A 23534-nucleotide genomic window follows, 5' to 3' on the forward strand; every position below is an offset into this window, starting at 1 on the left:
GCATGCACGCACACAGGCTTTCGAGGAATTGAGCAATCTGAGAAAGAACAGTCGCGGTTCAATCGCGACAAACTGCGATGCCCGTTGGGGCATCGCAAAAGACGGGCGCTGGATTAAGCGCGGCTGACGTAGGTCAGTTCATTGGTGTCGACGATCACGCGCTCACCGGAAGCGATGAAGGGCGGAACGAGGATACGGATGCCGTTTTCAAGCACGGCAGGCTTGTAGGACGAGGCTGCGGTCTGGCCCTTGACGACCGGATCGGCTTCGGTGATTGCCAGCGTGACCTGATCCGGCAGACGAATGCCGATCGGCTTTTCTTCGTAGAGTTCGACGGTGACCATCATGCCGTCCTGAAGGAAGGCAGCGCGGTCGCCCACGAAATCCTTCTGGAGTTCGAGCTGTTCGTAGGATTCCGTATCCATGAAAATCAGCGCTTCGCCCTGTTCATAGAGGAACGAAAAGTCCTTCTGCTCGAGGCGCACGCGCTCGACGGTTTCAGCGGCACGGAAACGCTCGTTGAGCTTGGTGCCGGTAATGAGGTTCTTCAGTTCGACCTGATTGTAGGCGCCGCCCTTGCCGGGCTTGACGGCGTTGGTCTTGACGGCAACCCAGAGCCCGCCGTCATGTTCGATGACGTTGCCGGGACGGATTTCGTTACCATTGATCTTCATGAGCTTGATCCGGAATGAATTGAAACCAATTGCGGTCCGGCGCACGACGACAGAAAAGGCAACCGCCCGGCTTTTTTACGGGGATTGCGTAAGCGTCTTATACTCGAACCACGATAATCGGCGTCTCCAAGACCACAAAACGGCGCTTTGTGCAAGCCTGAGCGCGAAAAGAGAATCTTTTGGAGACGTAGAATCGTCAGAATTGCTAGCGAACTCTGAGATCGTTAGCCGTCTCGATAGCCTGTTTGATCTGATCATCGGCCAATCCGTCCATCAGATCGTTGAGGTCGGGCGAGCGAAAACCGGCGCGCTGCGCAATGATATACCATGCCGCTGCCTTCACGGAATCGCCATCGGTGCCGATCCCGTCGCGATAAAGCCGGGCAAGCCAGACTTGCGCCATCACCATGCCGCGCCCGGCGGCAATCTGAATCCAGCGGAAGCCCTGTTCATAGTCCTTGTCGCCGCCACGGCCCTCCACCAGCCAGCGCCCAAGATCGAACTGGGCCGTGTCATAACCTTTGCGCGCCGCGCGGATCAGATATGTGCGGGCCTTGTTGTCGTCACGGGCGATCTTTTCGGTGCCATTGGCATAGATCTGGCTCATCGCATATTCGCCGTCGGCAAGCTTTGCCTCCGCCGCTTTCTCGAACCATGGGAAAGCAAGATCAAGGCCGGGTTTGCCGGGATGTTTCACCATCAGCATCTGGCCCCAGTTGAACTGGGCCATGGCGTTGCCGCCTTCGGCTGCCTTCTGCATCAGGGCTTCGGCCTTGGCCTGATCCTTCTTGACGTAAGTGCCCTGTAGCAGCAGCGCCGCATAGCGGAACTGCGCCTCGGTGATGCCCTTTTCGGCGGCTTTGCCATACCATTCGGCTGCGAGCTTCTGGTCGGCAGGGATGCCCATGCCGCGCGCATACATTTCGGCAATCAGCGTCTGCGAAGCCGGATCGCCTTTTTCGGCCTGCGGTTTCGCCAGATTAAAGGCGGTCAGATAAAGCCCGCGCTGGAAAGCGCCGAAGGCCTCGTCGGCAGGCTTGTCGCCGAAGCGGCTCAGATCGATGGCGGGCATCGGGTCCGTCGTCGCGGGCTGTGGCAGCATCACCGGCTGCTTCGCGGGCTTGTCGCTTTTCTTGTCCTTGTGAGTACCCTTGGCACTATCGCTCTGGCTTTTCGCAGGCTCGCCTGCAGCGGCAGCCGGCAGGGCAGGCAGCGCGAATGTCAAAGCGGCAGCGAGAAGAAGTTTGCTCTTCGTGGGCATCAACAAGACCTTGGGAATGGAATGCGTTGGCTTAGTTTTCAAAACGCGGCGCGTGTTCATCGAGAAGGCGGTTTGCTTCCGCAACCGCTTTCGCCGGATCTTCCGCCTCGAACACGGCGCGACCGAGCGCCACGAAATCCGCGCCAGTCTCGGCTGCCGGGATGATGCTTTCAAGCGTGTTGCCAGCCTGCGCAATGGAGGGGATTTCGACCATTTGCGCCCACCATTCGGCTAGCGCAAGATTACGCGGATGTGCGTCCGGCTTGTTGTCCGCGCCGATCTTGCCGAAGAAAATATAGTCCGGCTGCAATTCGCCGATTTCCATCGCGCCATGACGGTCGCGCAGATTGCCGGTGCCCACGATCATTTTCGGCGTGTGCTTTTCGATGGCGTCTGCAAGCTCAGCCGCTTTGCCTTCAATATGCACGCCATCGGCGCCGACACGGCCAGCAATGCGCGTATCGTTCAAGATGAGGGCGGCTGCACCCTTTTCCTGGATGATCGGCACTGCCTTTGCGGCGACGGCCTGAAAGGTTGCTTCATCCAGATCGCCGGTGTCGAGAATCACACTTGCGACATCGCCGCCGGAAAGCGCTTCCGTCAAAAGTCTGGCCAAAACCGCGCTATCGGCAGTCGGCGGGGCGACCAGCACGATGCGGCAGCGTTCGGGTTCTGTCTTGGGAGCGGACTTGTTCATGGGGCGAAGCCTAACGAGAAAAACATGATGGAATTCGGGCAAGAGTGAAGTTCTGTTTATCCGAAACGGATGCAGCGCTCTATCTATTTGTTTTGGCGCAAATAGGCGCCTGGCTAATTGTCCTGATGCGTGTATGCGATCCAACGGGCCAAGAGCAAGCGCTGCGCGCGCGTCGTGGCAGCCCTGCCGGAGAAATCCGATAGCCGCTTAGCATTATGTTATCCACTGGAACGAAAGTTGATCGGAACCAACCCCGTTCTGCCGGGATTAATGGGTATATAAGGCCCATCAAACGTCGGGCAATAAACGCTCCGATGAAGCATGTGGCTTTCATCCGATCTCCCATTCGGAGAGCTGCAACTTGAGAGATTGGAGAGCGTCGCGGTCCCAAGCGCCGGTGCTTTCCAGCAGAGACAGACAGGCTGGTAAATGACGATTGCGACCGCAAGAGAAGCGATGCCCGCGCCGACCGCAAAAGTGCGCGACACGCGCATTGACGTGTTTCGTGCACTTGCCCTGCTGACCATTTTCATCAACCATGTGCCGGGCACCATCTACGAGCATTTCACGCACAAGAATCTCGGCTTTTCCGATTCGGCGGAAGCCTTCGTGCTGATTTCCGGCATGGCCGTGGCGCTGGCCTATGGCAGCAAGTTTGGCCCCGGTAGCCGCCTTCTGCTGACATTGAAGATGTGGCGTCGTGCGGGTGTGCTTTATACGACCCACATCATGACGACCATGGCGACGATTGCCATCTTTGCTTCCGCTGCGATTTTTCTGAAGCGCGCCGATCTGCTCAAGGAAATCAATATCGAGCCGCTGCTCAAGCACCCGGTGGAATCGCTGTTCGGTCTCGTCACGCTGGGCCATCAGCTGGGCTATAACAACATCTTGTCGATGTATGCCGTCATGCTGGTTCTGACGCCGATGCTGCTACTGCTGGCGCGCATCAGCCTGCCCCTGATGCTGGGTGTCTCGGGCGTAGTGTGGTTCCTGTCGGGACTTTATAACGTCGCGCCGATCAATTATCCGACGGAAGGCGTCTGGTTCCTGAACCCGCTTTCCTGGCAGTTCCTGTTTGCCATCGGCATTGCAGGCGTGATGCATGTGCGCCGCGGCGGCCAGTTGCCCAACCATCCGGCGCTGATCGCCCTTGCCGTTGGCTATCTGGTGCTGGCGCTGGCCTGGGTCCGCATTCCGCTTTGGGGGATCGATGCCTCGATGGGCCTGCCGATGGTCATCACCGGTTTCGACAAGACTTTCCTGTCGGGCCCCCGTCTGCTGCACATTCTGGCGATGGCTTATCTCATTGCCGTTGTGCCGACGCTGAACAATATCGCCCGCACCGCGCCGGATAATCCGCTCGCCATCCTCGGCAAGCATTCGCTGCCGGTGTTTATCGCAGGCACGCTGCTTGCCATGGTGGCGCAGGTGATGAAGCTCGTGAACCCGGGTGGTCTGCCTTACGACACGCTGCTGATCGCAACCGGTATCGTGATGCAGTTCGCGCTGGCCTATTATCTGGAGTGGCTGCCGACAATTGGCTGGGGCAAGAACGGTGCGGCTGCCAAATCTGCCAAGCCTGTAGTGCCTGCCGCCGAGCCGGTGAAGATGCAGTCAGGACCGAAGCCGCAGCCAGCGCTGCAGCGCTATTGATAAAAAGCCGCCTTCGGGCGGCTTTTTCTTTCTGCGCGGCCGTCCCGCTGGCATTTTCCACAGGTCCAACTCAAAATTAACCATTCATTAATCTTAAGAGGGTTTAATCATTTACATCCAGTTCGGCTGGATTCTTACCGAGTGGTTTTGCCACTCTGTTTGACGCCTCCCTGTTAAACTCCTGAGAGCCGCCATTGCGGCTCTTTTTTTGTGCCTGCAAGGCTCTAGCCGCCAGCGTTTAAACGCATGAGGGGAACCGGAAACCGGTTCGACCCGTTCTGCTTGCAGGGATAGTTAACTACCCCTTGAAAATGTTAACCGAACGTTAAACATAATCTTGCGCGACCGTGCATGAAGGTGCAGTTTATCGTGGACTTGTTTGTCATGACAGTTCCGTCCGAACGTCCTGCGTGATCGAAAGACGGTTCAGCAATTTTCAGTCGCGTCCATTTTTCGGATGGATGCGGGCAACGGAATGGGCCGCCGATGCAGGCGGTCACGCAAGGTGGCAGAGCAGTGATTAGCGAACAGAGACAGATGCCGAGCAATATGATCAGCCTCGCGGAGCGCATGGTCTTCTCGGATTCGTTCAAGCCGATCTACAGCCAGGGCATGGATATGGTCGAGGAAGCGGCAAGCTATCTCGACGGTGAAGGCCGTGAAGAAGCGCGCAACCTGTCCCGGATTGCTGCAACCCTCTATGCCGCCGAATCAATGCGCCTCACCACCCGTCTCATGCAGATCGCTTCCTGGCTGCTGCTCCAGCGCGCCGCCCGCAACGGTGAAATGAACCGCCAGCAGGTGTCTGCCGAAAAGGCCAAGGTGCGTCTCGACACGCCATCGGCTGGAGAGGGCGCGCCGGGCTGGAACGAGTTGCCTGCAGCTTTTGCCGAACTCGTGGAGCGCTCGATGCGTTTGCAGGCGCGCGTGCGCCGCATGGACCGAGAAGTCTATGGAGATGTGGTTTCCTTGCAGACCAATCCGCACGACAACCCGGTTTCCGAACAGATTGTGTTGCTGAAGACGGCTTTCGGCGCGTCTTGAGGGACAGCTGATATTTCGGCTTTGACGGCCTGCTAATGGCGTTGTTTTCCGCTTCAGGTGCTCACGTACCTTATGTACGCTGCGCTCCGGTTCTCAAAGCCCACCATTTTCGGGTCGTCATAACCGAAATCTGCGCTGCCCCGACCGTGCTCTCGGCGCATGTTTCTCTTTTGTTCACTTTTCTGCTGTCAAGTGAATCCGTCTGAGGATAGGGTTCGCTTATGAAAGAAACGATTCGCATTATTGGCATCGATCCGGGCCTGCGCCGCACGGGGTGGGGCATTGTCGAATCGCTTGGCAATTCGCTGCACTTCATCGGCTCGGGCACGGTGACGTCGAATGCCGAGATGGATCTCGCCTCGCGTCTTTGCCAGTTGCATGAGGGGCTTTCCAAAGTCTTGCATGAATTCATGCCGCATGAAGCTGCGGTCGAACATACTTTCGTCAACAAGGATGCGACCGCAACGCTCAAGCTTGGCCAGGCGCGCGGCATCGCGCTGCTGGCACCGGCCCAGGCAGGTCTACCGGTGGCGGAATATGCGCCGAATGCGGTCAAAAAAGCGGTGATCGGCGTCGGTCACGGCGAAAAGCAACAGATTCACATGATGGTCAAAGTACTGATGCCGCGTGCGTCGTTCGATACGAGCGATGCCGCCGATGCGTTGGCTATTGCCATTTGCCATGCCCATCATCGTCAGAGCATTGTAAGCGCCCGCCGGATGCAGGCGTTGTTAGCGGGGTAGAACCGGAATGATCGGCAAGCTTAAGGGCGTGATCGATGAAATTGCCGAGGATCATGCAGTCATCGACGTGCATGGCGTCGGCTATGTGGCGTTTTGTTCGGCGCGCACGCTGGGCAATCTCGGCGGAGCGGGCGAGGCGGCCATTTTGTTCATCGAAACCTATGTCCGCGAGGACATGATCCGCCTTTACGGTTTCGCCAATCAGCTTGAGCGTGAGTGGTTCCGCCTGCTGCAAAATGTGCAGGGCGTCGGCGCCAAGGTGGCTCTGGCCGTGCTTGGCACATTGTCGCCGTCGGAACTTGCCAATGCGATTGCGCTGCGAGACATCGCCATGGTGTCGCGTGCGCCGGGCGTCGGCAAGAAAGTGGCGGAGCGCATCGTCACCGAATTGAAGAACAAGGCCCCGGCTTTCGCTGGTGAGGCGAGCGGCACCATCGGGCTCAAGCAGGAACTTGGAGCCGGTGCGGCCCCGGCCCCCGTCGCGGATGCCGTGTCGGCGCTTTCCAATCTCGGTTATTCGCGCGATCAGGCGGCGAATGCCGTCGCGGCTGCGCTGAAAGAAGCGGGCGAGGATGCCGATTCGGCAAAGCTCATCCGGCTTGGTTTGAAGGAATTGTCGCGGTGATTAGCTTGTGTCGGCGATATGTTCATGCGAGGAGGAAGGCATGAGCGACCGCAACCCTCTCATCGATGCCGACAAACGCGTGGACGAAGACAATACGCTGCGCCCGCAGACGCTTGACGATTTCGTGGGGCAGGCAACGGCGCGCGCCAACCTCAAGGTCTTCATCGAAGCGGCCAAGGTGCGCGGCGAAGCGCTGGATCATGTGCTGTTCGTCGGACCTCCCGGTCTCGGCAAGACGACGCTGGCGCAGATCATGGCCAAGGAGCTGGGCGTCAATTTCCGCTCCACCTCCGGCCCGGTCATCGCCAAGGCTGGCGACCTGGCGGCTCTGCTGACCAATCTCGAAGAGCGCGACGTGCTCTTCATCGATGAAATTCATCGTCTGAGCCCCGCTGTGGAAGAAATTCTCTATCCGGCGATGGAAGATTTCCAGCTCGATCTGATCATTGGTGAAGGCCCGGCAGCGCGCTCGGTAAAGATCGATCTTGCCAAATTCACGCTGGTTGCGGCGACGACGCGTCTTGGTCTCCTGACCACGCCTTTGCGCGATCGCTTCGGCATTCCGGTACGGCTCAATTTCTATACCGTCGAGGAACTCGAATATATCGTGCGCCGTGGCGCGCGCATCATGCAGATGGGCATTTCGCCGGATGGTGCGCTGGAAGTCGCGCGCCGCTCGCGAGGCACGCCGCGCATCGCCGGACGCCTGCTGCGCCGTGTGCGCGATTTCGCGCTGGTCGCCGGTAGCGACGTCATCGACCGCAAGATTGCCGATGAAGCGTTGTCGCGGCTTGAAGTGGATAATCGCGGCCTCGACCAGCTCGACCGGCGTTACCTCAATATCATCGCGCGCAATTTCGGCGGTGGTCCAGTCGGGATCGAAACCATCGCGGCGGGGCTTTCCGAACCGCGCGATGCGATTGAAGACATTATTGAACCCTATCTCATCCAGCAGGGCTTTCTGCAGCGTACGCCGCGCGGTCGCGTTCTGACGGCGATTGCGTGGCAGCATCTGGGATTGCCTGCGCCCGCCGAAATCATCCAGCAGGCGCAATTCGGCCTCTTCATGGAAGACAATGACTAAGACAACCGGAAATGATCGAAACGACCATGCGGCGCTTGAAGGCGTATCGGGTGCGCTGAAAGACGGGGCGCATCACCTTTATGCGCGCATCTATTATGCCGACACGGATTTTTCAGGTTTTGTCTATCACGGGCGCTATCTGGAATTTTACGAGCGCGGACGCACCGACTTCTTGCGCTTGCAGGACGTGCACCATATCGAGCTTGCCGAAGGTGCGCTTGGTGAAGAAATGGTCTGGGTCGTGCGGCGCATGGAGATCGATTACAAGTCTCCGGCCCGGATGGACGATCTGATCCTGATTGAAACGCGTGTCAGCGAAATACGCGGCGCGCGGGTCATCATGGCGCAGACAATCACCTGCGAAGGGCGCCTGCTTTCGGAAGCGAAAGTGGAAGCGGTGATGATCACCAAGGAAGGCCACCCCCGCCGGATACCGGACGAGTGGCGTGAGGCTTTCACCAAGGCAAGCTGATTTTCTGCCGCCCCTCCCAAGAATTGAGGGTGCGCCTATCGCGTTTATTTTTAAAGCGCTGGCTCATTTGATGACCGAATTTGGCATCCTGGGCCGTTATTGGTGCAAATGCTAACGCATCTTTAACCATAATCTCCGATTAATCATCCTGACGGAATCGGTTGAAGGGCAGGCGGCAAGCGCAGCGCCTTCCTTTCACCAAAATTAACCGTAACAAGCGCCGTAGGGATTTAAAGTTGTAAATCCGGCATGTGTGCTTTGGGGCGGTTGCGATGCGAATGTCTGCATGTCCTGCCTGGATGTGCGAACAGCGCTTGAAGCAGTTTCGGGAAAAGTGCCGAGCGTTTTTCCTGATCCAACTGCATCGAACAAGACGTAAAGCTGCGCAGATTTGGATCACCCGCATCAAAGGGCGATCCGTGACGATTTGCGATGCCGCCCGGTCCCGTGCCGGGCGTTTGGATTCAAAAACAGGATATTTCCAGCAGAAGTACGAAACAGCTCTGCGGATGGAAATGCCTAAAGACAGAGAAGGTTGGGGTCTGCGGTCCGGGTGTCGGACCGGCAAGAACCTCGAAACGGTGGATCGATGGAAAATGTTGCGTTAGCGGCCCCCGCCGCCGATGTTACCCTCTGGGGCCTGTTCATGCAGGCAAACTGGGTGGTCAAGCTGGTCATGCTGGGCTTGCTTGGCGCTTCGGTCTGGACCTGGGCTATCGTCGTGGACAAGGTGATCGCCTATAGCCGCGCACGCCGCGCCATCGACCGCTTCGAACAGGCTTTCTGGTCGGGCCAGTCTCTGGAAGAACTCTATCGCAATCTGGGCGAACGCCGCACCACCGGCATGGCGTCGATCTTCATGGCCGCCATGCGCGAATGGAAGAAATCCTTCGAGAAGGGCGCACGTTCCCCCATCGGCCTTCAGATGCGTATCGACAAGGCGATGGATGTCGCGTTGGCGCGTGAAAGCGAAAAGATGGAATCGCGTCTCGGCTTCCTTGCCACCATCGGTTCCGCGGCGCCGTTTATCGGTCTGTTCGGTACGGTTGTCGGCATCATGACCTCGTTCCAGGCCATCGCGGCCTCCAAGAATACCAGCCTTGCGGTTGTGGCGCCGGGTATCGCCGAAGCCCTTCTCGCGACGGCCATCGGTCTTCTTGCCGCTATCCCGGCCGTTATCGCCTACAACAAGCTCTCGTCCGATGCGGGCAAGATCGGCGGACGACTTGAGGGTTTTGCGGATGAGTTCTCCGCCATACTGTCGCGCCAAATTGATGAGAAGCTGACGCCGCGCAGCTAAGCGCCTTCCAGCGAATACGGCAAATCGAGCTTTCAGGAATTTTGCAATGGGCATGTCGGTCGGAAATGGAATGCAGTCGGGCGGACGCCGCAGGCGCGGTCGCAGACAAGCATTGATGAGTGAAATCAACGTTACGCCGTTCGTCGACGTAATGCTGGTGCTGCTCATCATCTTCATGGTCTCTGCGCCGCTTTTGACGGTTGGCGTGCCGATTGACCTGCCGGATACGCAGGCCAAGGCGATGAACGCCGATACGCAGCCGATCACGGTTTCGGTCAGCAATGAGGGCAAGATCTACTTGCAGGAAACCGAAATTCCGATCGAAGAGGTTGTGCCGAAGCTTCAGGCCATTTCCAAGACGGGGTATGACGAGCGTATTTTCGTGCGCGGTGACAAGGCTGCCGATTACGGCACCGTCATGAAGGTCATGGCCCGCATTTCCGCCGCCGGTTTCAAGAATATCGGCCTTGTGACTCTCCAGGAGCAGGATAGCTGACGCCATCATGAAGGCTGGCCTGACATCTTCTGTAGCGCTCCATACCATCGTCATTGCGCTGGGGCTCTTTTCCTTTTCCTCGCCGAAGGCTTTCGACGTGCAGGATTCGGAATCGTTCCCGGTCGACATCGTGCCGATTGAATCCATCACGCAAATTCAGCAGGGCGAAAAGACGGCACCCATGAAGGAGAAGTCTGCGCCGATCCCGACCACCAAGCCGCAGACCGTTCCCGATGCCCAGAATGTCGGCGATCAGGACGTAGACACCACGACCCCGCCGAAGCCCGATACCAAGGCAAAGCCTATCGAGGCGGCGGAAGAGCCCAAAGCCCAGCCGGAACCGGTGAAAAAGCCGGAACCGAAGCCGGAGCCAAAACCCGAACCAAAGCCGGAAGAAAAGCCGACGCCGGTTCCCGCGACCGAAATGCAGGCCAAGCCTGAACCGAAGCAGGAAGTGAAGCCTGATCCGGTGGCGGAGGCCATCGAAAAGCAGGCCGAAACGCCGGATGCGAACACGCCGAAGCTGCCGGACAATGTTCCCGCGCCGCAGTCCAAGCCGAAGCCGCCCCAGGCGCAGACCGCCAAGACGCCGGATCGCAAGCCGACGGAAGAAAAGAAGCCGACGCAGTCCGCATCGCAGACCTCGCAGTCGAAGAAGGATGCGATTGCCGATGAGGTTGCAGCCCTTCTCAACAAGCAGAAGGCTTCCGGTGGTGGCGCGAAACGTTCGACCGATCAGGCTTCGCTCGGCGGCAAGAAGAATACAGGCGGCTCGAAGCTGAGCCAGAGTGAAATGGATGCGCTGCGCGGTGCGATTTCCAAGTGCTGGAACGTGCCTGCCGGTGTGGCCGATGCGCCGGGGCTGGTTGTGACCGTGAAGATGAAGCTGAACCAGGATGGATCTATTCAGGGCGTCCCGGAAGTGACATCCGGCGGCGGCGGCGACGGCGTTGGTCGCGCGGCGGCGGAAAGCGCCAAGCGCGCGGTTGCACGCTGCGCCCCGTATAATCTGCCCGTCGACAAATATGATTCATGGTCGGAAGTGATCGTCAACTTCGACCCGAGCGAAATGTTCTGATCGGGGTTTCCCGGTCGCCAGACTAAATGAAGCCCAGTAGGGGCAAAGGACAAAAGAGGTCCCAGAAGATATGAAAACCGGCATCATGAAAACAAAGATCCGGACAGTCCTCTCGGCTTTCGCCTGCATGATTGCCGCAAGTCTTGTCTGCACCATGCCAGCGCGCGCCGTGGTGGAAATCAACATCAACAAGGGTGTGATCGAGCCTCTGCCGATCGCCATCACGGATTTCCTGTCCGCGGACCAGCTTGGTCCGAACATCACGTCGGTCATCGCTGCCGATCTTGAGCGGTCCGGCCTATTTGCGCCCATCGACAAGGGTGCCTTCATTGAAAAGATTTCCAACCCCGATGCCGCGCCGCGCTTCGAGGACTGGAAGGTCATCAATGCGCAGGCACTGGTCACCGGTCGCATCACCAAGCAGCCGGATGGCAGGCTGAAGGCGGAATTCCGTCTCTGGGATACGTTTGGCGGTCAGCAGATGATCGGCCAGCAGTTCTTCACCTCGCCGGATAACTGGCGTCGTGTCGCCCATATCATCGCCGACGCCATCTATGAGCGCCTGACGGGTGAAAAGGGCTATTTCGATACGCGCATCGTTTTCGTCGATGAATCCGGCCCGGCCCAGAAGCGCATCAAGCGCCTCGCCATCATGGATCAGGACGGCGCGAATATCCGTTATCTATCCGATGGTCGCGACATGGCGCTGACCCCGCGCTTCTCGCCGAACCGTCAGGAAGTCACCTATATGTCGTTCGCTGGCGGTCAGCCAAAGGTTTACCTGCTGCAGCTCGAAACGGGCCAGCGTGAACTGGTCGGCAATTTCCCAGGTATGACCATCGCGCCGCGCTTCTCGCCGGATGGCCAGAAGGTCGTCATGAGCCTGCTTCAGGACGACGGCAGCGCCAATGTCTATGCAATGGATCTGCGCTCGCGCACCACGACCCGTCTGACCAACAGCCAGGCGATCGATACCAGCGCTTCCTATTCGCCGGATGGTTCTCAGGTTGTGTTCGCATCCGACCGCGGCGGTCGCCCGCAGCTCTATATCGCCGGTGCCGATGGCTCCAATCCGCGCCGCCTGTCGATGGGCGACGGCAGTTATTCCACACCGGTCTGGTCGCCGCGTGGCGATCTCATCGCCTTCACCAAGCAGTCGCAGGGTCAGTTCTCGATTGGCGTGATGAAGACCGACGGTTCGGGCGAACGCCTTCTGACATCGGGCTTCCACAATGAAGGTCCGACCTGGGCACCGAACGGTCGCGTGCTGATGTTCTTCCGCAAGGCGGCAGGCGCGGGCGGTCCAAAACTGTTCACCATCGATCTGACAGGTCGTAACGAACGTCAGATCCAGACGCCGAATTTCGCGTCCGATCCGGCCTGGTCGCCGCTGCTCGAATAGGCTGACGGTCGGAGAATCATAAAAAGATTAAGGCGCGGGATTTTGGTTCCGCGCCTTTTTCATTGGTCCTTATCGCGCGATATGCGATGTTTTTGGCCTACATTTAAGGCGATTGCCATAATCCGCCCCAAAAGCCCTGTTTCTGCCGCATTTTGCCATCAAGGCCTAAAAGCAGAATTGCAGTCGGAAACGCCGGTTGCATTTGGTCTCAAGACAATATTAACCATACTTCTTGAGCCTGCATTAACCTCGATATGATTATTGGTTGGTTACGCAGGAACATCAAATCTTAAGGAGCCTCGGCCCATGCGCCGCATCCAGTCGATTGCACGTAGCCCGATCGCTATTGCCCTATTCATGTCGCTCGCCGTCGCCGGTTGCGCATCCAAGAAGAATCTCCCGAACAATGCCGGTGATCTCGGCCTCGGCGGTGCAGGCGCGGCAACGCCCGGCTCGGCGCAGGACTTCACGGTCAATGTCGGCGACCGCATCTTCTTCGATCTCGACTCGTCGCTGATCCGCGGAGACGCACAGCAGACGCTTTCGAAGCAGGCCCAGTGGCTGCAGCGTTACCCGCAATATTCGATCACCGTCGAAGGTCATGCTGACGAACGCGGCACGCGCGAATACAACCTCGCTCTCGGCCAGCGTCGCGCAGCCGCCACCCGCGACTTCCTCGCTTCGCGTGGCGTGCCGACCAACCGTATGCGCACCATCTCTTATGGTAACGAACGTCCGGTCGCAGTTTGCGATGCCGACTCGTGCTGGTCGCAGAACCGCCGCGCAGTCACCGTTCTCAACGGTGCCGGCAGCTAAAATTTGCAAACGCACAACAGCGTTGCAGGAAAAGCGGCCTTCGGGCCGCTTTTTTTGTTTTCATGCCAATTGATCAGGCATTTCGACAAACTTTGGCCGAAGTCGCGCCTGTCATAGTGAACCGAGATCAGGGAAAGCATCTTTGCTTTTCGCGGATTTGCTCTAAAAGCGGAACTGGCCGTGCGGTATGGCGTGTTCAGCAAGCATTCAGGCGCGGCACTCGATCATCCTGTTCATTGTAAACTCGCAGGGGCAATAGGGAATGAGGACAACAATGAGGAAAGTGACACTGGCAATCGCCATGCTGCCGCTTTTGGCGAGTGCTCCGGTTTTGGCGCAGACTGGCGATCCGGGTGCAAACCAATATTCGCAGCAGGTGTGCAATCTCGCCCATCAGAACGCGCAATCCTACAGCAAAATCCTGCAGCTCCGCGACAGAATCGTGAAAATCCATCGCGATAACGAAGCCCGTTTTCAGGCGCTCGAAAAGGGCAAGGGCGGCGGGCAAAATCGCGTCAGCGTTGGCTCGACCGCTATTCTCGATGACGCCATGCGTGGCGGCGGTGCATCCGCACAGAATGGCGGCTACCAGAGCCCCGGCATGTTACAGGAACTGGTGCGTAACCTGACCGGCAAGATTGAGGATGTGGACGCGCAGATCGCCTTCACCGACAATCAGCTGCAAAAAACGCAGGAAGACAACGAATTCCGGTTCGAGGAACTCGAAAAGAAGAACGGCATCACCTCACCGGCTTCGAGTGTGGCGGGTCAGTCGGCTGCAGCCGCACCGGCCCCGGGCGCCGATCTTTGTGCGCAGGGCGGAGGCGATGCGGTCAGCATGGCCGATACGCTGGGCATGCGCGCTGAGGCCATGAACTTCCAGATCCTCGAAATGCAGGATCAGATGCAGAAAATGCAGGAAGAATATGAGCAGCGCTTCCAGTTTCTTGAAACGGGCAAGCGCGCCGAAACCGGTGAGCGGTTGGGCAATGGCGGCGGTTCCAGCGATGGTAGCGCTCTCGCCAGCAGCGGTGCCGCCGGAAACCCTGATGCCGGGGTTTCCGCAAGTGCCGGTCAAGATGGTTCGATTTCGGACCGGACACCGGCTCTGGATGCACCGCAGACCGCACAATCGGGCGCAGTCGGCGCCGATTCTCTTGCTACTGGTACAACCGGTTCGGGCGCGATGGCGCAGGGCGGCCCCCAGCGCGGCGAGCCGCCGCAGACATTGGGGTCCATCCGGTTCGATTCCAGTGGCAATGTAATCGGCGATTCGTTGAGTGCTACACCACGCCCTGTCGAACAGGGCGGTCTGCCTGCTGGCCAGGGTTCCGCTGGGAATGGCGGCGCGCAGGACGGCACGGCGGTTGCTTCGCTGCCAATGGGCGATAATCCGAACACGCTCTATCAGGCGTCGTATCAGTATCTGATGTCGGGTGACTACAAAGCTGCCGAATCGGGTTTCCGCCAGCATGTGAAGCGCTATCCGGCTGATCCACAGACGGCGGAAGCGCGCTTCTGGCTGGGAGAGTCGTTGTACGGTCAGGGACGTTATCCAGAGGCTGCGACCGTGTTCATCGACACGCAGCGCGACTATCCCGATTCCCGCCGTGCGCCGGAAAACATGTTCAAGCTCGGCATGACGCTTGAGAAAATGGACAATCACGACGTTGCCTGTGCGACTTTCGAGCAGATTCCGCAACGTTATCCCAAAGCGGCTCCCGCCATTTTGAAGCGCGTTGCCGAAGAACGCACACGCGTAAAGTGCTGATTGCGGAGTTGTTTCGTGGGGCTTTCCCCGACTGATATTTTTAAATCTTTTCATCTGGATCAGGCAAAGACTGTTATTGCGGCCGTTTCCGGTGGCAGCGATTCGCTGGCAATGCTGTTCCTGCTTAAGGATTATTTGGCGACACTGGTTCACTGCCCGGCATTGCTGGCGGTGACTGTTGATCATCGCTTGCGTCCCGAATCAGCCGAAGAGGCTGAAAATGTCGGGGTGCTGTGCCGCGAGCATGGTATCGCGCACCGCATTCTGGCATGGGACGATCCCAAGCCGACGCAGGGGCTGGCCGCAGCCGCGCGCAGCGCGCGCTACCGGCTTCTGGTGCAGGCGGCGCATGAAGCGGGCGCGAGTGTGATCGTGACCGGCCATACGCAGGATGACCAGATCGAGACTTTCCTGATGCGCAAGGAGCGCAGCCGCCATGCGGAGGCGAGGGGGCTTGCCGCCATGGCCGCTCAATCGTGGCTGGAAGGGTCTGTCGAACTGATCCGACCGTTGCTTTCCGTTTCGCGGCAGGCATTGCGGGACGAACTGACAGCGAAAGGTCTCCGCTGGGTCGATGATCCGAGCAATGCCAATACGGATTACGAGCGCCCGCGTGTTCGCCAGGGCGCTGCTGCTGATGCCGATCCGCAGATTGTTCTGGCGCAAGTGGCTTTGGCCAGCGCGGCGCGCAAGCGCGACAACGCCGCTCTCGTTGCGGCCTTGGCTGATCCCGCGAGTTTGCATGTGGATGTTTGCGACCGGATGGAAATCAACCCGGCCATTTATGCCGCCTTGCCCGAAACCGTGCGGCGGCTCTTTTCCGGCCTCGTGGCTTCCCTGGCTGGCGGGCGGCGTTTCCTGCCGGGCGACGCCGAGCGGGTGCGTATTGAACGCATCCTGTTGGGCGAACACGAAAGCCAAAAACACGAAAGATTGACCATTTTTGGCGCGTTGATCGAGCGGGGAGCCAAAGGGCAGCCGCATCGCTTTCGCCGCGAGCGGCGCAATTTGCCGTCCGTGCCGTTGCCCGCCGGGGGTAGTTGCATCTGGGATGGGCGCTTCCGCTTTTTCAATACAGGCGACCGCGATTTTGAAATCGCCGCGCCGGGACGACAGGCGCTGATCGATTTTCTGACCGATTCTCCAGTGTCCCTCCCGGAAAATCCTTCAGAAACAAATACGCGATGGCGCGAAGCGCTTCTGGTGCTGCCCGCGGTCTATGTGGATGGAAAGATTGTCTCTCTGCCGTTCCTTCCGGGGCAGAATCTGCCGGCGGAAGTTCGTATGGAGCGGCATTTCGCTTTGTTCGATCATGTGTTGCCGGGATATGATTTTGCACTTGCCCAGGCGATCGAGAAGCGGATTTGCCGTCAAACTTCGCTAAACTCCTAATTTTTATAAACCAGAGTGGGAAGAATCTCCCATGCGGCGTGATACGCGCCTTGGCAACGCCTTCCTTCGATCCTATGTTAGATCGAAACATCGTTCCGCGGTTGCGGAATGGCCGTGGTATCGATTGGACCCGATATGAATCCGAACTATCGCAACTTCGCCCTCTGGGCGATCATTGCTCTTCTTTTGATCGCGCTGTTCAACCTGTTCCAGAGCCCTGGTCAGCGCACGAATTCCCGTGAAGTTTCCTATTCGCAATTTATTGACGACGTATCCAATGGTCGGGTGAAATCGGTCACGATTACCGGCGAGCGCATTACCGGCACCTTTGCCGACAATGGCTCGACGTTCCAGACCTATTCGCCTGGCGATACGGGCCTCGTTGCGCGGCTTGAAAGCAAGGATGTTGCGATCACTGCCCGTCCCGAAAGCGACGGCTCCAGTTCGCTGATTGGCATTCTCCTGTCGTGGCTGCCGATGATCCTGATCCTTGGCGTGTGGATTTTCTTCATGCGCCAGATGCAGGGTGGCTCGCGCGGTGCGATGGGCTTCGGCAAGTCGAAGGCGAAGCTTTTGACCGAAGCGCATGGCCGCGTCACCTTCCAGGATGTGGCTGGCGTCGACGAAGCCAAGCAGGACCTTGAAGAAATCGTCGAATTCCTGCGCGATCCGCAGAAGTTCCAGCGTCTTGGCGGCAAGATTCCGCGTGGCGTGCTGCTCGTTGGCCCTCCCGGAACCGGTAAGACCCTTCTGGCGCGCTCGGTTGCGGGCGAAGCCAATGTGCCGTTCTTCACCATTTCCGGTTCGGATTTCGTTGAAATGTTCGTCGGTGTTGGCGCAAGCCGCGTCCGCGACATGTTCGAACAGGCCAAGAAGAATGCGCCTTGCATCATCTTCATCGACGAAATCGACGCTGTCGGTCGTCATCGTGGCGCCGGTCTCGGCGGCGGTAATGACGAACGCGAACAGACCCTCAACCAGTTGCTGGTCGAGATGGACGGTTTCGAAGCCAACGAATCGATCATTCTGATTGCCGCGACCAACCGTCCGGACGTTCTTGACCCGGCATTGCTGCGTCCGGGCCGTTTCGACCGTCAGGTCGTGGTGCCGAACCCGGATATCGTCGGCCGCGAACAGATCCTCAAGGTGCACGTGCGCAACGTGCCGCTGGCACCCAATGTCGATCTCAAGGTCGTCGCACGCGGTACGCCGGGCTTCTCCGGCGCGGATCTGATGAACCTCGTCAACGAAGCCGCCCTGATGGCAGCGCGCCGCAACAAGCGTCTCGTCACCATGCAGGAATTCGAAGACGCCAAGGACAAGATCATGATGGGTGCGGAACGCCGCTCCGCCATGACGCCGGAAGAAAAGGCCAACACGGCCTATCACGAGGCAGGTCACGCCATCGTGGCGCTCAACGTGCCTGCCGCTGATCCTGTCCATAAGGCGACCATCATTCCGCGCGGTCGTGCGCTGGGCATGGTCATGCAGCTTCCGGAAGGCGACCGTTATTCGGCCACCTATACCTGGATGGTGTCGCGTCTTGCCATCATGATGGGCGGTCGCGTGGCAGAAGAGCTGAAATTCGGCAAGGAAAATATCACGTCTGGTGCATCGTCGGACATCCAGCAGGCAACCAAGCTCGCCCGGTCCATGGTCACCCAGTGGGGTTACTCCGACAAGCTCGGTCGTGTGGCTTACGGTGACAATCAGGAAGAAGTCTTCCTCGGTCACTCGGTCTCGCGCACGCAGAATATTTCGGAAGAAACCGCGCAGATCATTGATGCCGAAGTGCGTCGCCTGATCGACGAGGCCTATGCCGAAGCGACCCGCATCCTGACCAAGAAGAAGAAGGACTGGATCGCGCTCGCCGAGGGTCTTCTGGAATATGAAACGCTGTCGGGCGACGAGATCAAGGAACTGATCGCGGGCAACAAGCCGTCGCGCGATCAGGGCAATGATACGCCGTCGCGCGGTTCCGGTGTTCCGAAGGCGGGTAGCCCGCGCAAGCGCAAGAGCAGCGGCGAACCGGGGAATGAACCCGGCATGGAGCCGCAGCCGCAATAAGTTGCTTATGGCAAACAGACGAAGAAAGCCGGGTTTCGCCCGGCTTTCTTTTTGATTATATCTCCAAGACAGCTGCCAAGCCCTGCAAAGGCTCGGTTAACGATTTCGGTGCATCATCTTTTGAGGGATACAACTTTAGCGACCGGCATCGCTTTGGACGCTGCCAAAGACGAAATTGCATAGAACAGGCATTTTAGGATATTAACCCAGAAATTCGCCGTCAGAGTTGCGGGCCTGCGCGACTATTGCGCTCCGGTTGAAAGGAGCGGCATATATCGACGGCGCCGGGATGGCGAAGTGGCTCAACGCAAGGCTAAACATATGACACGGAAATACTTCGGAACTGACGGCATTCGCGGACAGGCGAACAGTTTCCCCATGACGCCTGATGTGGCCATGAAGGTCGGCATGGCGGTGGGCCATATTTTCCGCCGTTCGGGTCAGGTTTCGCGGGTGGTAATTGGCAAGGATACGCGCCGTTCGGGCTATATGCTGGAAAACGCACTGGTTGCCGGTTTCACGGCGGCGGGCATGGATGTGTTCCTGCTGGGGCCGATCCCGACACCGGCTGTCGCCATGCTCTGCCGTTCGCTGCGCGCAGATATCGGCGTGATGATTTCGGCTTCGCACAATCCCTATTACGACAACGGCATCAAGCTGTTCGGTCCCGATGGCTTCAAGCTGTCAGACGAGATCGAGCTTCAGATCGAAACGCTGATCGAGGGCGATCTGTCCTCACTGCTGGCAAGCCATGGGGCCATCGGCAAGGCCAAGCGCGTCGACGGCGACATCTATCGCTATATCGAATTTGCCAAGCGCACCATGCCGCGCAACATCGCGCTCAACGGTCTGCGTGTGGTGATCGATTGCGCCAACGGTGCTGGCTATAAGGTGGCTCCGGCAGCGCTCTGGGAGCTTGGCGCGGAAGTCATCACTATCAATGACGAGCCGAACGGCATCAATATTAACGAGGATTGCGGTTCGACCCATCCGATCGGCCTGATGAAGAAGGTGCAGGAACTGCGCGCCGATGTCGGCATTGCGCTGGATGGCGACGCGGATCGCGTGCTGCTCGTCGATGAAACCGGATCGGTAATCGACGGTGACCAGCTGATGGCGGTGATTGCCGAATCATGGGCCAATAGCGACCGGCTGACCGGCGGCGGCATTGTCGCGACCATCATGTCCAATCTCGGACTGGAGCGTTTCCTGACCGATCACAATCTGACGCTCGCCCGCACCAAGGTGGGCGACCGCTATGTGGTCGAGCATATGCGCGAACATGGCTTCAATGTGGGTGGCGAACAGTCCGGCCACATCGTCCTGTCAGATTTCGCGACGACCGGGGACGGACTGATCTCCGCCTTGCAGATATTGGCTGTCATGCAGGAAGCGGAAAAGCCGCTCAGCGACATCTGCCGCAAGTTTGAACCCGTGCCGCAATTGCTCAAGAATGTGCGCACTGCCGGTGGCAAGCCGCTGGAAAATAAGAATGTAAAACACGCCATCGATGAAGCGCGCGAGCGTCTTGGCGTGCAGGGCCGCCTCGTGATCCGCCCATCGGGGACCGAACCACTGATCCGCGTGATGGCCGAGGGCGATGATCGCGTTCTGGTTGAGAAAGTGGTCAACGATATTGTCGATGTCATCTCGTCGGTGGGCAACGCGGCTTAACTTAATAATAAAAATTCGAATGATTGAAACGGCGCGTCTCTACGCGCCGTTTTTATTTTAGCTACGTCTAAGATTTATTAAAAAGGATCGTTAAAAAACAAGGTTAAGTTGTAATTAACCTTTCAAAATTATGTTCCCTACAGAAAGCGAGGATGACGCTCTGGCGTAATGATATTTCAATGGGGCAGATGATGAACGGTCTTGTGAAAACTCTTTTCGGCGGCTTGGCTGCATCTGTCGCCATGATGGCTACGGGCGCTTTGGCGGCCGATATGATCGAACCGCCGGTGGTTCCGGAAGTTGTTGTAGCGCCGCCTGCTGTCGGCGGCTGGTATCTGCGCGGCGATCTCGGTTATTCCAAGCCGAAATTCAAGGATGCGGATTACTCAACGATCGACAATTGCGCGACATGCGGCGGTAATCGGACATTCGGCAGCAACACACTCTACGGCGACCTGAAAGGTTCGTTCCTGATCGGTGGCGGCGTCGGCTATCAGCTGACGGATTACTTCCGCACCGATCTGACGGTCGATTACATGACCCGTGCTAAGTTCGAGGGCAACACATTTGGTGAAGCCTGCAACGGCGATCTGAATTGCGCTTCCGATGAACGCGCCCATTTCTCGGCGCTGTCGATCCTGGCTAATGCCTATGTCGATCTCGGCAACTTCAGCGGCTTCACGCCTTATGTCGGCGCCGGTATCGGTGGAACGCGCGTCAGATGGAGCGATCTGGACGATGTGCGCTATGGCGGCTCCATGGAAGGCACGGCCAACTGGCGCTTCACCTACGCCCTCATGGCCGGTGCTTCGGTTGATCTGACGCAGAACCTCAAGCTCGATGCCGGTTATCGCTATCGCCATATCAATGGCGGTAAGATGTTTGAAGGCAACCAGTATATTGGCGACGGTTACGACAAGGGCATGGACATTCATGACTTCCGTGTCGGCCTGCGCTACATGTTCGGCGGAACGAATGCGCCTTATGCTCCACAGCAGGTTTCGACCATTGTGGACGGCCCCGTCTACAAGTAAGCGAATACAGAGATATCTGATTGTTGAGGGCCCGGGAAACCGGGCCTTTTTCTTTGCGGCTTCGCTTGAACGATCCCCCAATTTTTATCGGGCGTTAACCATAGGTGTTCATAATTGAGATAATTCTTATGAGCGGGGTTCTCATCATGTTTGCGAAGTGGCGTGCTCTCGATCTGTCGGCCATTGTTCTGGCGGGTTTCAGCGTTGTATCCGTTGCCTCGGCGGCCGATCTCGATGCCGTCGGCTATGAGCCAGTTGTCGAAGCGCAGCCGGTCGAAGTCGGCTCCGGCTGGTATTTGCGCGGCGATCTCGGTTACAATATCTCTTCCAAAACCGGCCTTTCGGCCCGCGATCAGTTCGGGAACAGCATTTCCGAAAGCTTCGATCTGGATAAGAATTTCGTGCCTTCGGTCGGTATCGGTTATCAGTTCACTGATTATCTGCGCGCCGATGTGACGGGCAGCTATTCCAAGCAGGATATGGAAGATTTTCCCGCCGAAGCCCGTATCTGGGACATGATGGCCAACGCCTATGTGGACCTCGGCAATTTCGCAGGCTTCACGCCCTATCTCGGCGGGGGACTTGGCTTCGCCAATGTGCGCTATACATTCGATACCGGTGTTGGCGATCTGAAGTCCGACGATGACTATCGGTTCGCCTGGGCGCTGATGGCTGGTGTCGGCATCGATGTTGCCTCGAACATCAAGCTCGATCTCGGCTATCGTTACGGCGTCATCAGCAGCGGCGATGTCGTCAGTGGCAATGGCATCACAATCAGCGATCAGGATATCAAGTCGCATCAGCTGCGCGCCGGTATCCGTTTCACGACCTGGTAGTCAGTGCGATTGAAAGCAGGCTGGAAACAGGGCCCTTGCGGGCCCTTTTTTGTTGCGACCACACCGTTCTACGAATTTTGATATCGTGCGGCAGTTAAGAGCAAAATATTCCTGAAAAGCCCTGTTGTGGAAAAATGCGCTTTCCGCTATTCCCATCAGTGGGCCACGTCTCCCCACCGAGACGCGTGCTATCTGAGAGGATAGAAACAACATGACGACGATTGCGAAGCCGGTAGTTCGCCCGGCTAACCCTAATTTTTCATCCGGTCCCTGTGCAAAACGTCCCGGCTGGTCGCTTGATGCGCTGGTCGATGCCGCTCTTGGCCGTTCGCATCGCGCGAAAATCGGCAAGACCAAGCTGAAGGACGCCATCGACCTTACCCGCGAAATCCTGCAGGTGCCTGCCGATTACCGCATCGGCATCGTTCCGGCATCCGATACCGGCGCTGTGGAAATGGCGCTGTGGTCCATGCTCGGCGCGCGTGGCGTCGATATGGTCGCGTGGGAAAGCTTCGGCGCGGGCTGGGTTACGGATGTGACCAAGCAGCTCAAGCTCGAAGATGTGCGCACTTTTGTGGCGCCTTACGGCGAGATTGTCGATTTTTCGCAGGTCGATTTCGACCGCGATGTCGTCTTCACCTGGAACGGCACAACGTCGGGCGCGCGCGTACCGAACGCCGATTTCATCCCGGCTGATCGCAAGGGTCTGACCTTCTGTGATGCCACCTCTGCGGCTTTCGCGCAGCGTCTGGATTTCGCGAAGCTCGATGTCGTGACCTTCTCCTGGCAGAAGGTTCTGGGCGGCGAGGGCGCACATGGCATGCTGATCCTCAGCCCCCGCGCCGTGGAACGTCTGGAAAGCTACAAGCCTGCATGGCCGCTGCCCAAGATTTTCCGCATGACTTCCGGCGGCAAGCTGATCGAAGGCATCTTCGTCGGCGAAACCATCAACACGCCGTCCATGCTCTGCGTGGAAGACTATCTCGACGCGCTTAACTGGGCGAAGTCGATTGGCGGCCTTGATGGTCTGGTCGGACGAGCCGACAGCAATTTTGCCGTTCTGGATGCTTTCGTGGCCAAGACGCCATGGATCGCCAATCTGGCCGCGAAGCCGGAAAACCGTTCCAACACCTCCGTTTGCCTGACCATCGTCGATCCGGAAGTGACCGCACTTTCTGCCGAAGCTCAGGCTGCTTTCGCCAAGGGCATGGTTACGGCGCTGGAAAAGGAAGGCGTTGCCTTTGACATCGGCGCTTATCGCGATGCGCCTTCGGGCCTGCGTATCTGGGCCGGTGCGACGGTTGAGACGTCAGATCTGGAAGCGCTGATCCATTGGCTCGACTGGGCTTTTGAAACGCAGAAAGCTGCACTCAAGGCTGCTGCCTGAGGCGCGTTCCTGTTAAGCCGTGGCC

Annotated in this window: 21 protein-coding genes; 18 read left to right on the top strand and 3 right to left on the bottom strand. The window is 58.2% G+C overall.

Annotated elements, in window-relative coordinates:
- Window positions 1-113 precede the first annotated feature (113 nt).
- The 3 genes from efp to WIX40_RS16035 form a co-directional block, all read right to left on the bottom strand.
- The gene (gene efp, locus WIX40_RS16025) at window positions 114-674 is read right to left on the bottom strand and encodes an elongation factor P (protein ID WP_109369753.1); all 561 of its coding nucleotides are present in this window, start codon (window positions 672-674) and stop codon (window positions 114-116) included.
- Window positions 675-879: 205 nt separating this feature from the next.
- A complete protein-coding gene (locus tag WIX40_RS16030; protein ID WP_109370312.1) occupies window positions 880-1935 on the bottom strand; it encodes a tetratricopeptide repeat protein in 1056 nt (351 codons plus the stop codon).
- Between the two features lie 31 nt (window positions 1936-1966).
- The gene (locus WIX40_RS16035; RefSeq protein WP_109369752.1) at window positions 1967-2632 is read right to left on the bottom strand and encodes a thiamine phosphate synthase; all 666 of its coding nucleotides are present in this window, start codon (window positions 2630-2632) and stop codon (window positions 1967-1969) included.
- Window positions 2633-3088: 456 nt separating this feature from the next.
- Here WIX40_RS16035 and WIX40_RS16040 point away from each other — a divergent pair, with 456 nt between their 5' ends.
- The 18 genes from WIX40_RS16040 to WIX40_RS16125 all read left to right on the top strand — a co-directional run bounded on the left by WIX40_RS16040 (window position 3089) and on the right by WIX40_RS16125 (window position 23509).
- Window positions 3089-4288, top strand: coding sequence for an OpgC family protein (locus tag WIX40_RS16040; protein WP_339441065.1), 1200 nt, complete (start codon window positions 3089-3091; stop codon window positions 4286-4288).
- A 537-nt stretch (window positions 4289-4825) separates the two neighbouring features.
- On the top strand, window positions 4826-5332 hold the full coding sequence (gene rcdA, locus WIX40_RS16045; RefSeq protein ID WP_121538711.1) for a protease adaptor protein RcdA: 507 nt from the start codon (window positions 4826-4828) through the stop codon (window positions 5330-5332).
- Between the two features lie 221 nt (window positions 5333-5553).
- Complete coding sequence (gene ruvC / locus WIX40_RS16050) at window positions 5554-6075, top strand: crossover junction endodeoxyribonuclease RuvC (RefSeq protein WP_002964793.1); 522 nt, start codon at window positions 5554-5556, stop codon at window positions 6073-6075.
- A gap of 7 nt (window positions 6076-6082) precedes the next feature.
- Entirely contained in the window at window positions 6083-6700 is a 618-nt protein-coding gene (ruvA, locus tag WIX40_RS16055) for a Holliday junction branch migration protein RuvA (RefSeq protein WP_109369751.1), read from the top strand.
- Between the two features lie 40 nt (window positions 6701-6740).
- Window positions 6741-7784: a Holliday junction branch migration DNA helicase RuvB gene (gene ruvB / locus WIX40_RS16060; protein WP_109369750.1), complete on the top strand. Its 1044-nt coding sequence runs from the start codon at window positions 6741-6743 to the stop codon at window positions 7782-7784.
- Window positions 7777-8256: a YbgC/FadM family acyl-CoA thioesterase gene (locus tag WIX40_RS16065; RefSeq protein ID WP_339440633.1), complete on the top strand. Its 480-nt coding sequence runs from the start codon at window positions 7777-7779 to the stop codon at window positions 8254-8256. Before ruvB ends, WIX40_RS16065 begins: the two co-directional genes overlap by 8 nt.
- Before the next feature lie 589 nt (window positions 8257-8845).
- On the top strand, window positions 8846-9556 hold the full coding sequence (tolQ, locus tag WIX40_RS16070; RefSeq protein ID WP_078339480.1) for a protein TolQ: 711 nt from the start codon (window positions 8846-8848) through the stop codon (window positions 9554-9556).
- 46 nt (window positions 9557-9602) lie between these two features.
- The gene (tolR, locus tag WIX40_RS16075) at window positions 9603-10052 is read left to right on the top strand and encodes a protein TolR (RefSeq protein WP_109369748.1); all 450 of its coding nucleotides are present in this window, start codon (window positions 9603-9605) and stop codon (window positions 10050-10052) included.
- A gap of 7 nt (window positions 10053-10059) precedes the next feature.
- Window positions 10060-11130: a cell envelope integrity protein TolA gene (gene tolA / locus WIX40_RS16080; RefSeq protein ID WP_109369747.1), complete on the top strand. Its 1071-nt coding sequence runs from the start codon at window positions 10060-10062 to the stop codon at window positions 11128-11130.
- 70 nt (window positions 11131-11200) lie between these two features.
- A complete protein-coding gene (tolB, locus tag WIX40_RS16085; protein ID WP_109369746.1) occupies window positions 11201-12532 on the top strand; it encodes a Tol-Pal system beta propeller repeat protein TolB in 1332 nt (443 codons plus the stop codon).
- Window positions 12533-12838: 306 nt separating this feature from the next.
- Window positions 12839-13348 (top strand): peptidoglycan-associated lipoprotein Pal, encoded by a 510-nt coding sequence (gene pal, locus WIX40_RS16090; RefSeq protein ID WP_078339475.1) that lies wholly within the window; start codon window positions 12839-12841, stop codon window positions 13346-13348.
- Between the two features lie 262 nt (window positions 13349-13610).
- A complete protein-coding gene (gene ybgF / locus WIX40_RS16095) occupies window positions 13611-15119 on the top strand; it encodes a tol-pal system protein YbgF (protein WP_121538562.1) in 1509 nt (502 codons plus the stop codon).
- Window positions 15120-15134: 15 nt separating this feature from the next.
- Window positions 15135-16511, top strand: a complete 1377-nt coding sequence (tilS, locus tag WIX40_RS16100; RefSeq protein ID WP_339440638.1) for a tRNA lysidine(34) synthetase TilS — start codon at window positions 15135-15137, stop codon at window positions 16509-16511.
- A gap of 135 nt (window positions 16512-16646) precedes the next feature.
- Window positions 16647-18578 (top strand): ATP-dependent zinc metalloprotease FtsH, encoded by a 1932-nt coding sequence (gene ftsH, locus WIX40_RS16105; RefSeq protein WP_109369742.1) that lies wholly within the window; start codon window positions 16647-16649, stop codon window positions 18576-18578.
- Between the two features lie 321 nt (window positions 18579-18899).
- Window positions 18900-20252 (top strand): phosphoglucosamine mutase, encoded by a 1353-nt coding sequence (glmM, locus tag WIX40_RS16110; RefSeq protein WP_109369741.1) that lies wholly within the window; start codon window positions 18900-18902, stop codon window positions 20250-20252.
- Window positions 20253-20443: 191 nt separating this feature from the next.
- Window positions 20444-21286 (top strand): outer membrane protein, encoded by an 843-nt coding sequence (locus WIX40_RS16115; protein WP_339441068.1) that lies wholly within the window; start codon window positions 20444-20446, stop codon window positions 21284-21286.
- A 146-nt stretch (window positions 21287-21432) separates the two neighbouring features.
- Entirely contained in the window at window positions 21433-22122 is a 690-nt protein-coding gene (locus tag WIX40_RS16120; RefSeq protein ID WP_339440640.1) for an outer membrane protein, read from the top strand.
- Window positions 22123-22333: 211 nt separating this feature from the next.
- Complete coding sequence (locus WIX40_RS16125; protein WP_339440641.1) at window positions 22334-23509, top strand: phosphoserine transaminase; 1176 nt, start codon at window positions 22334-22336, stop codon at window positions 23507-23509.
- Window positions 23510-23534: the final 25 nt, after the last annotated feature.

The organism is Ochrobactrum teleogrylli (assembly GCF_037482325.1).
GTDB classification, from domain to species: Bacteria; Pseudomonadota; Alphaproteobacteria; order Rhizobiales; family Rhizobiaceae; genus Brucella; species Brucella teleogrylli.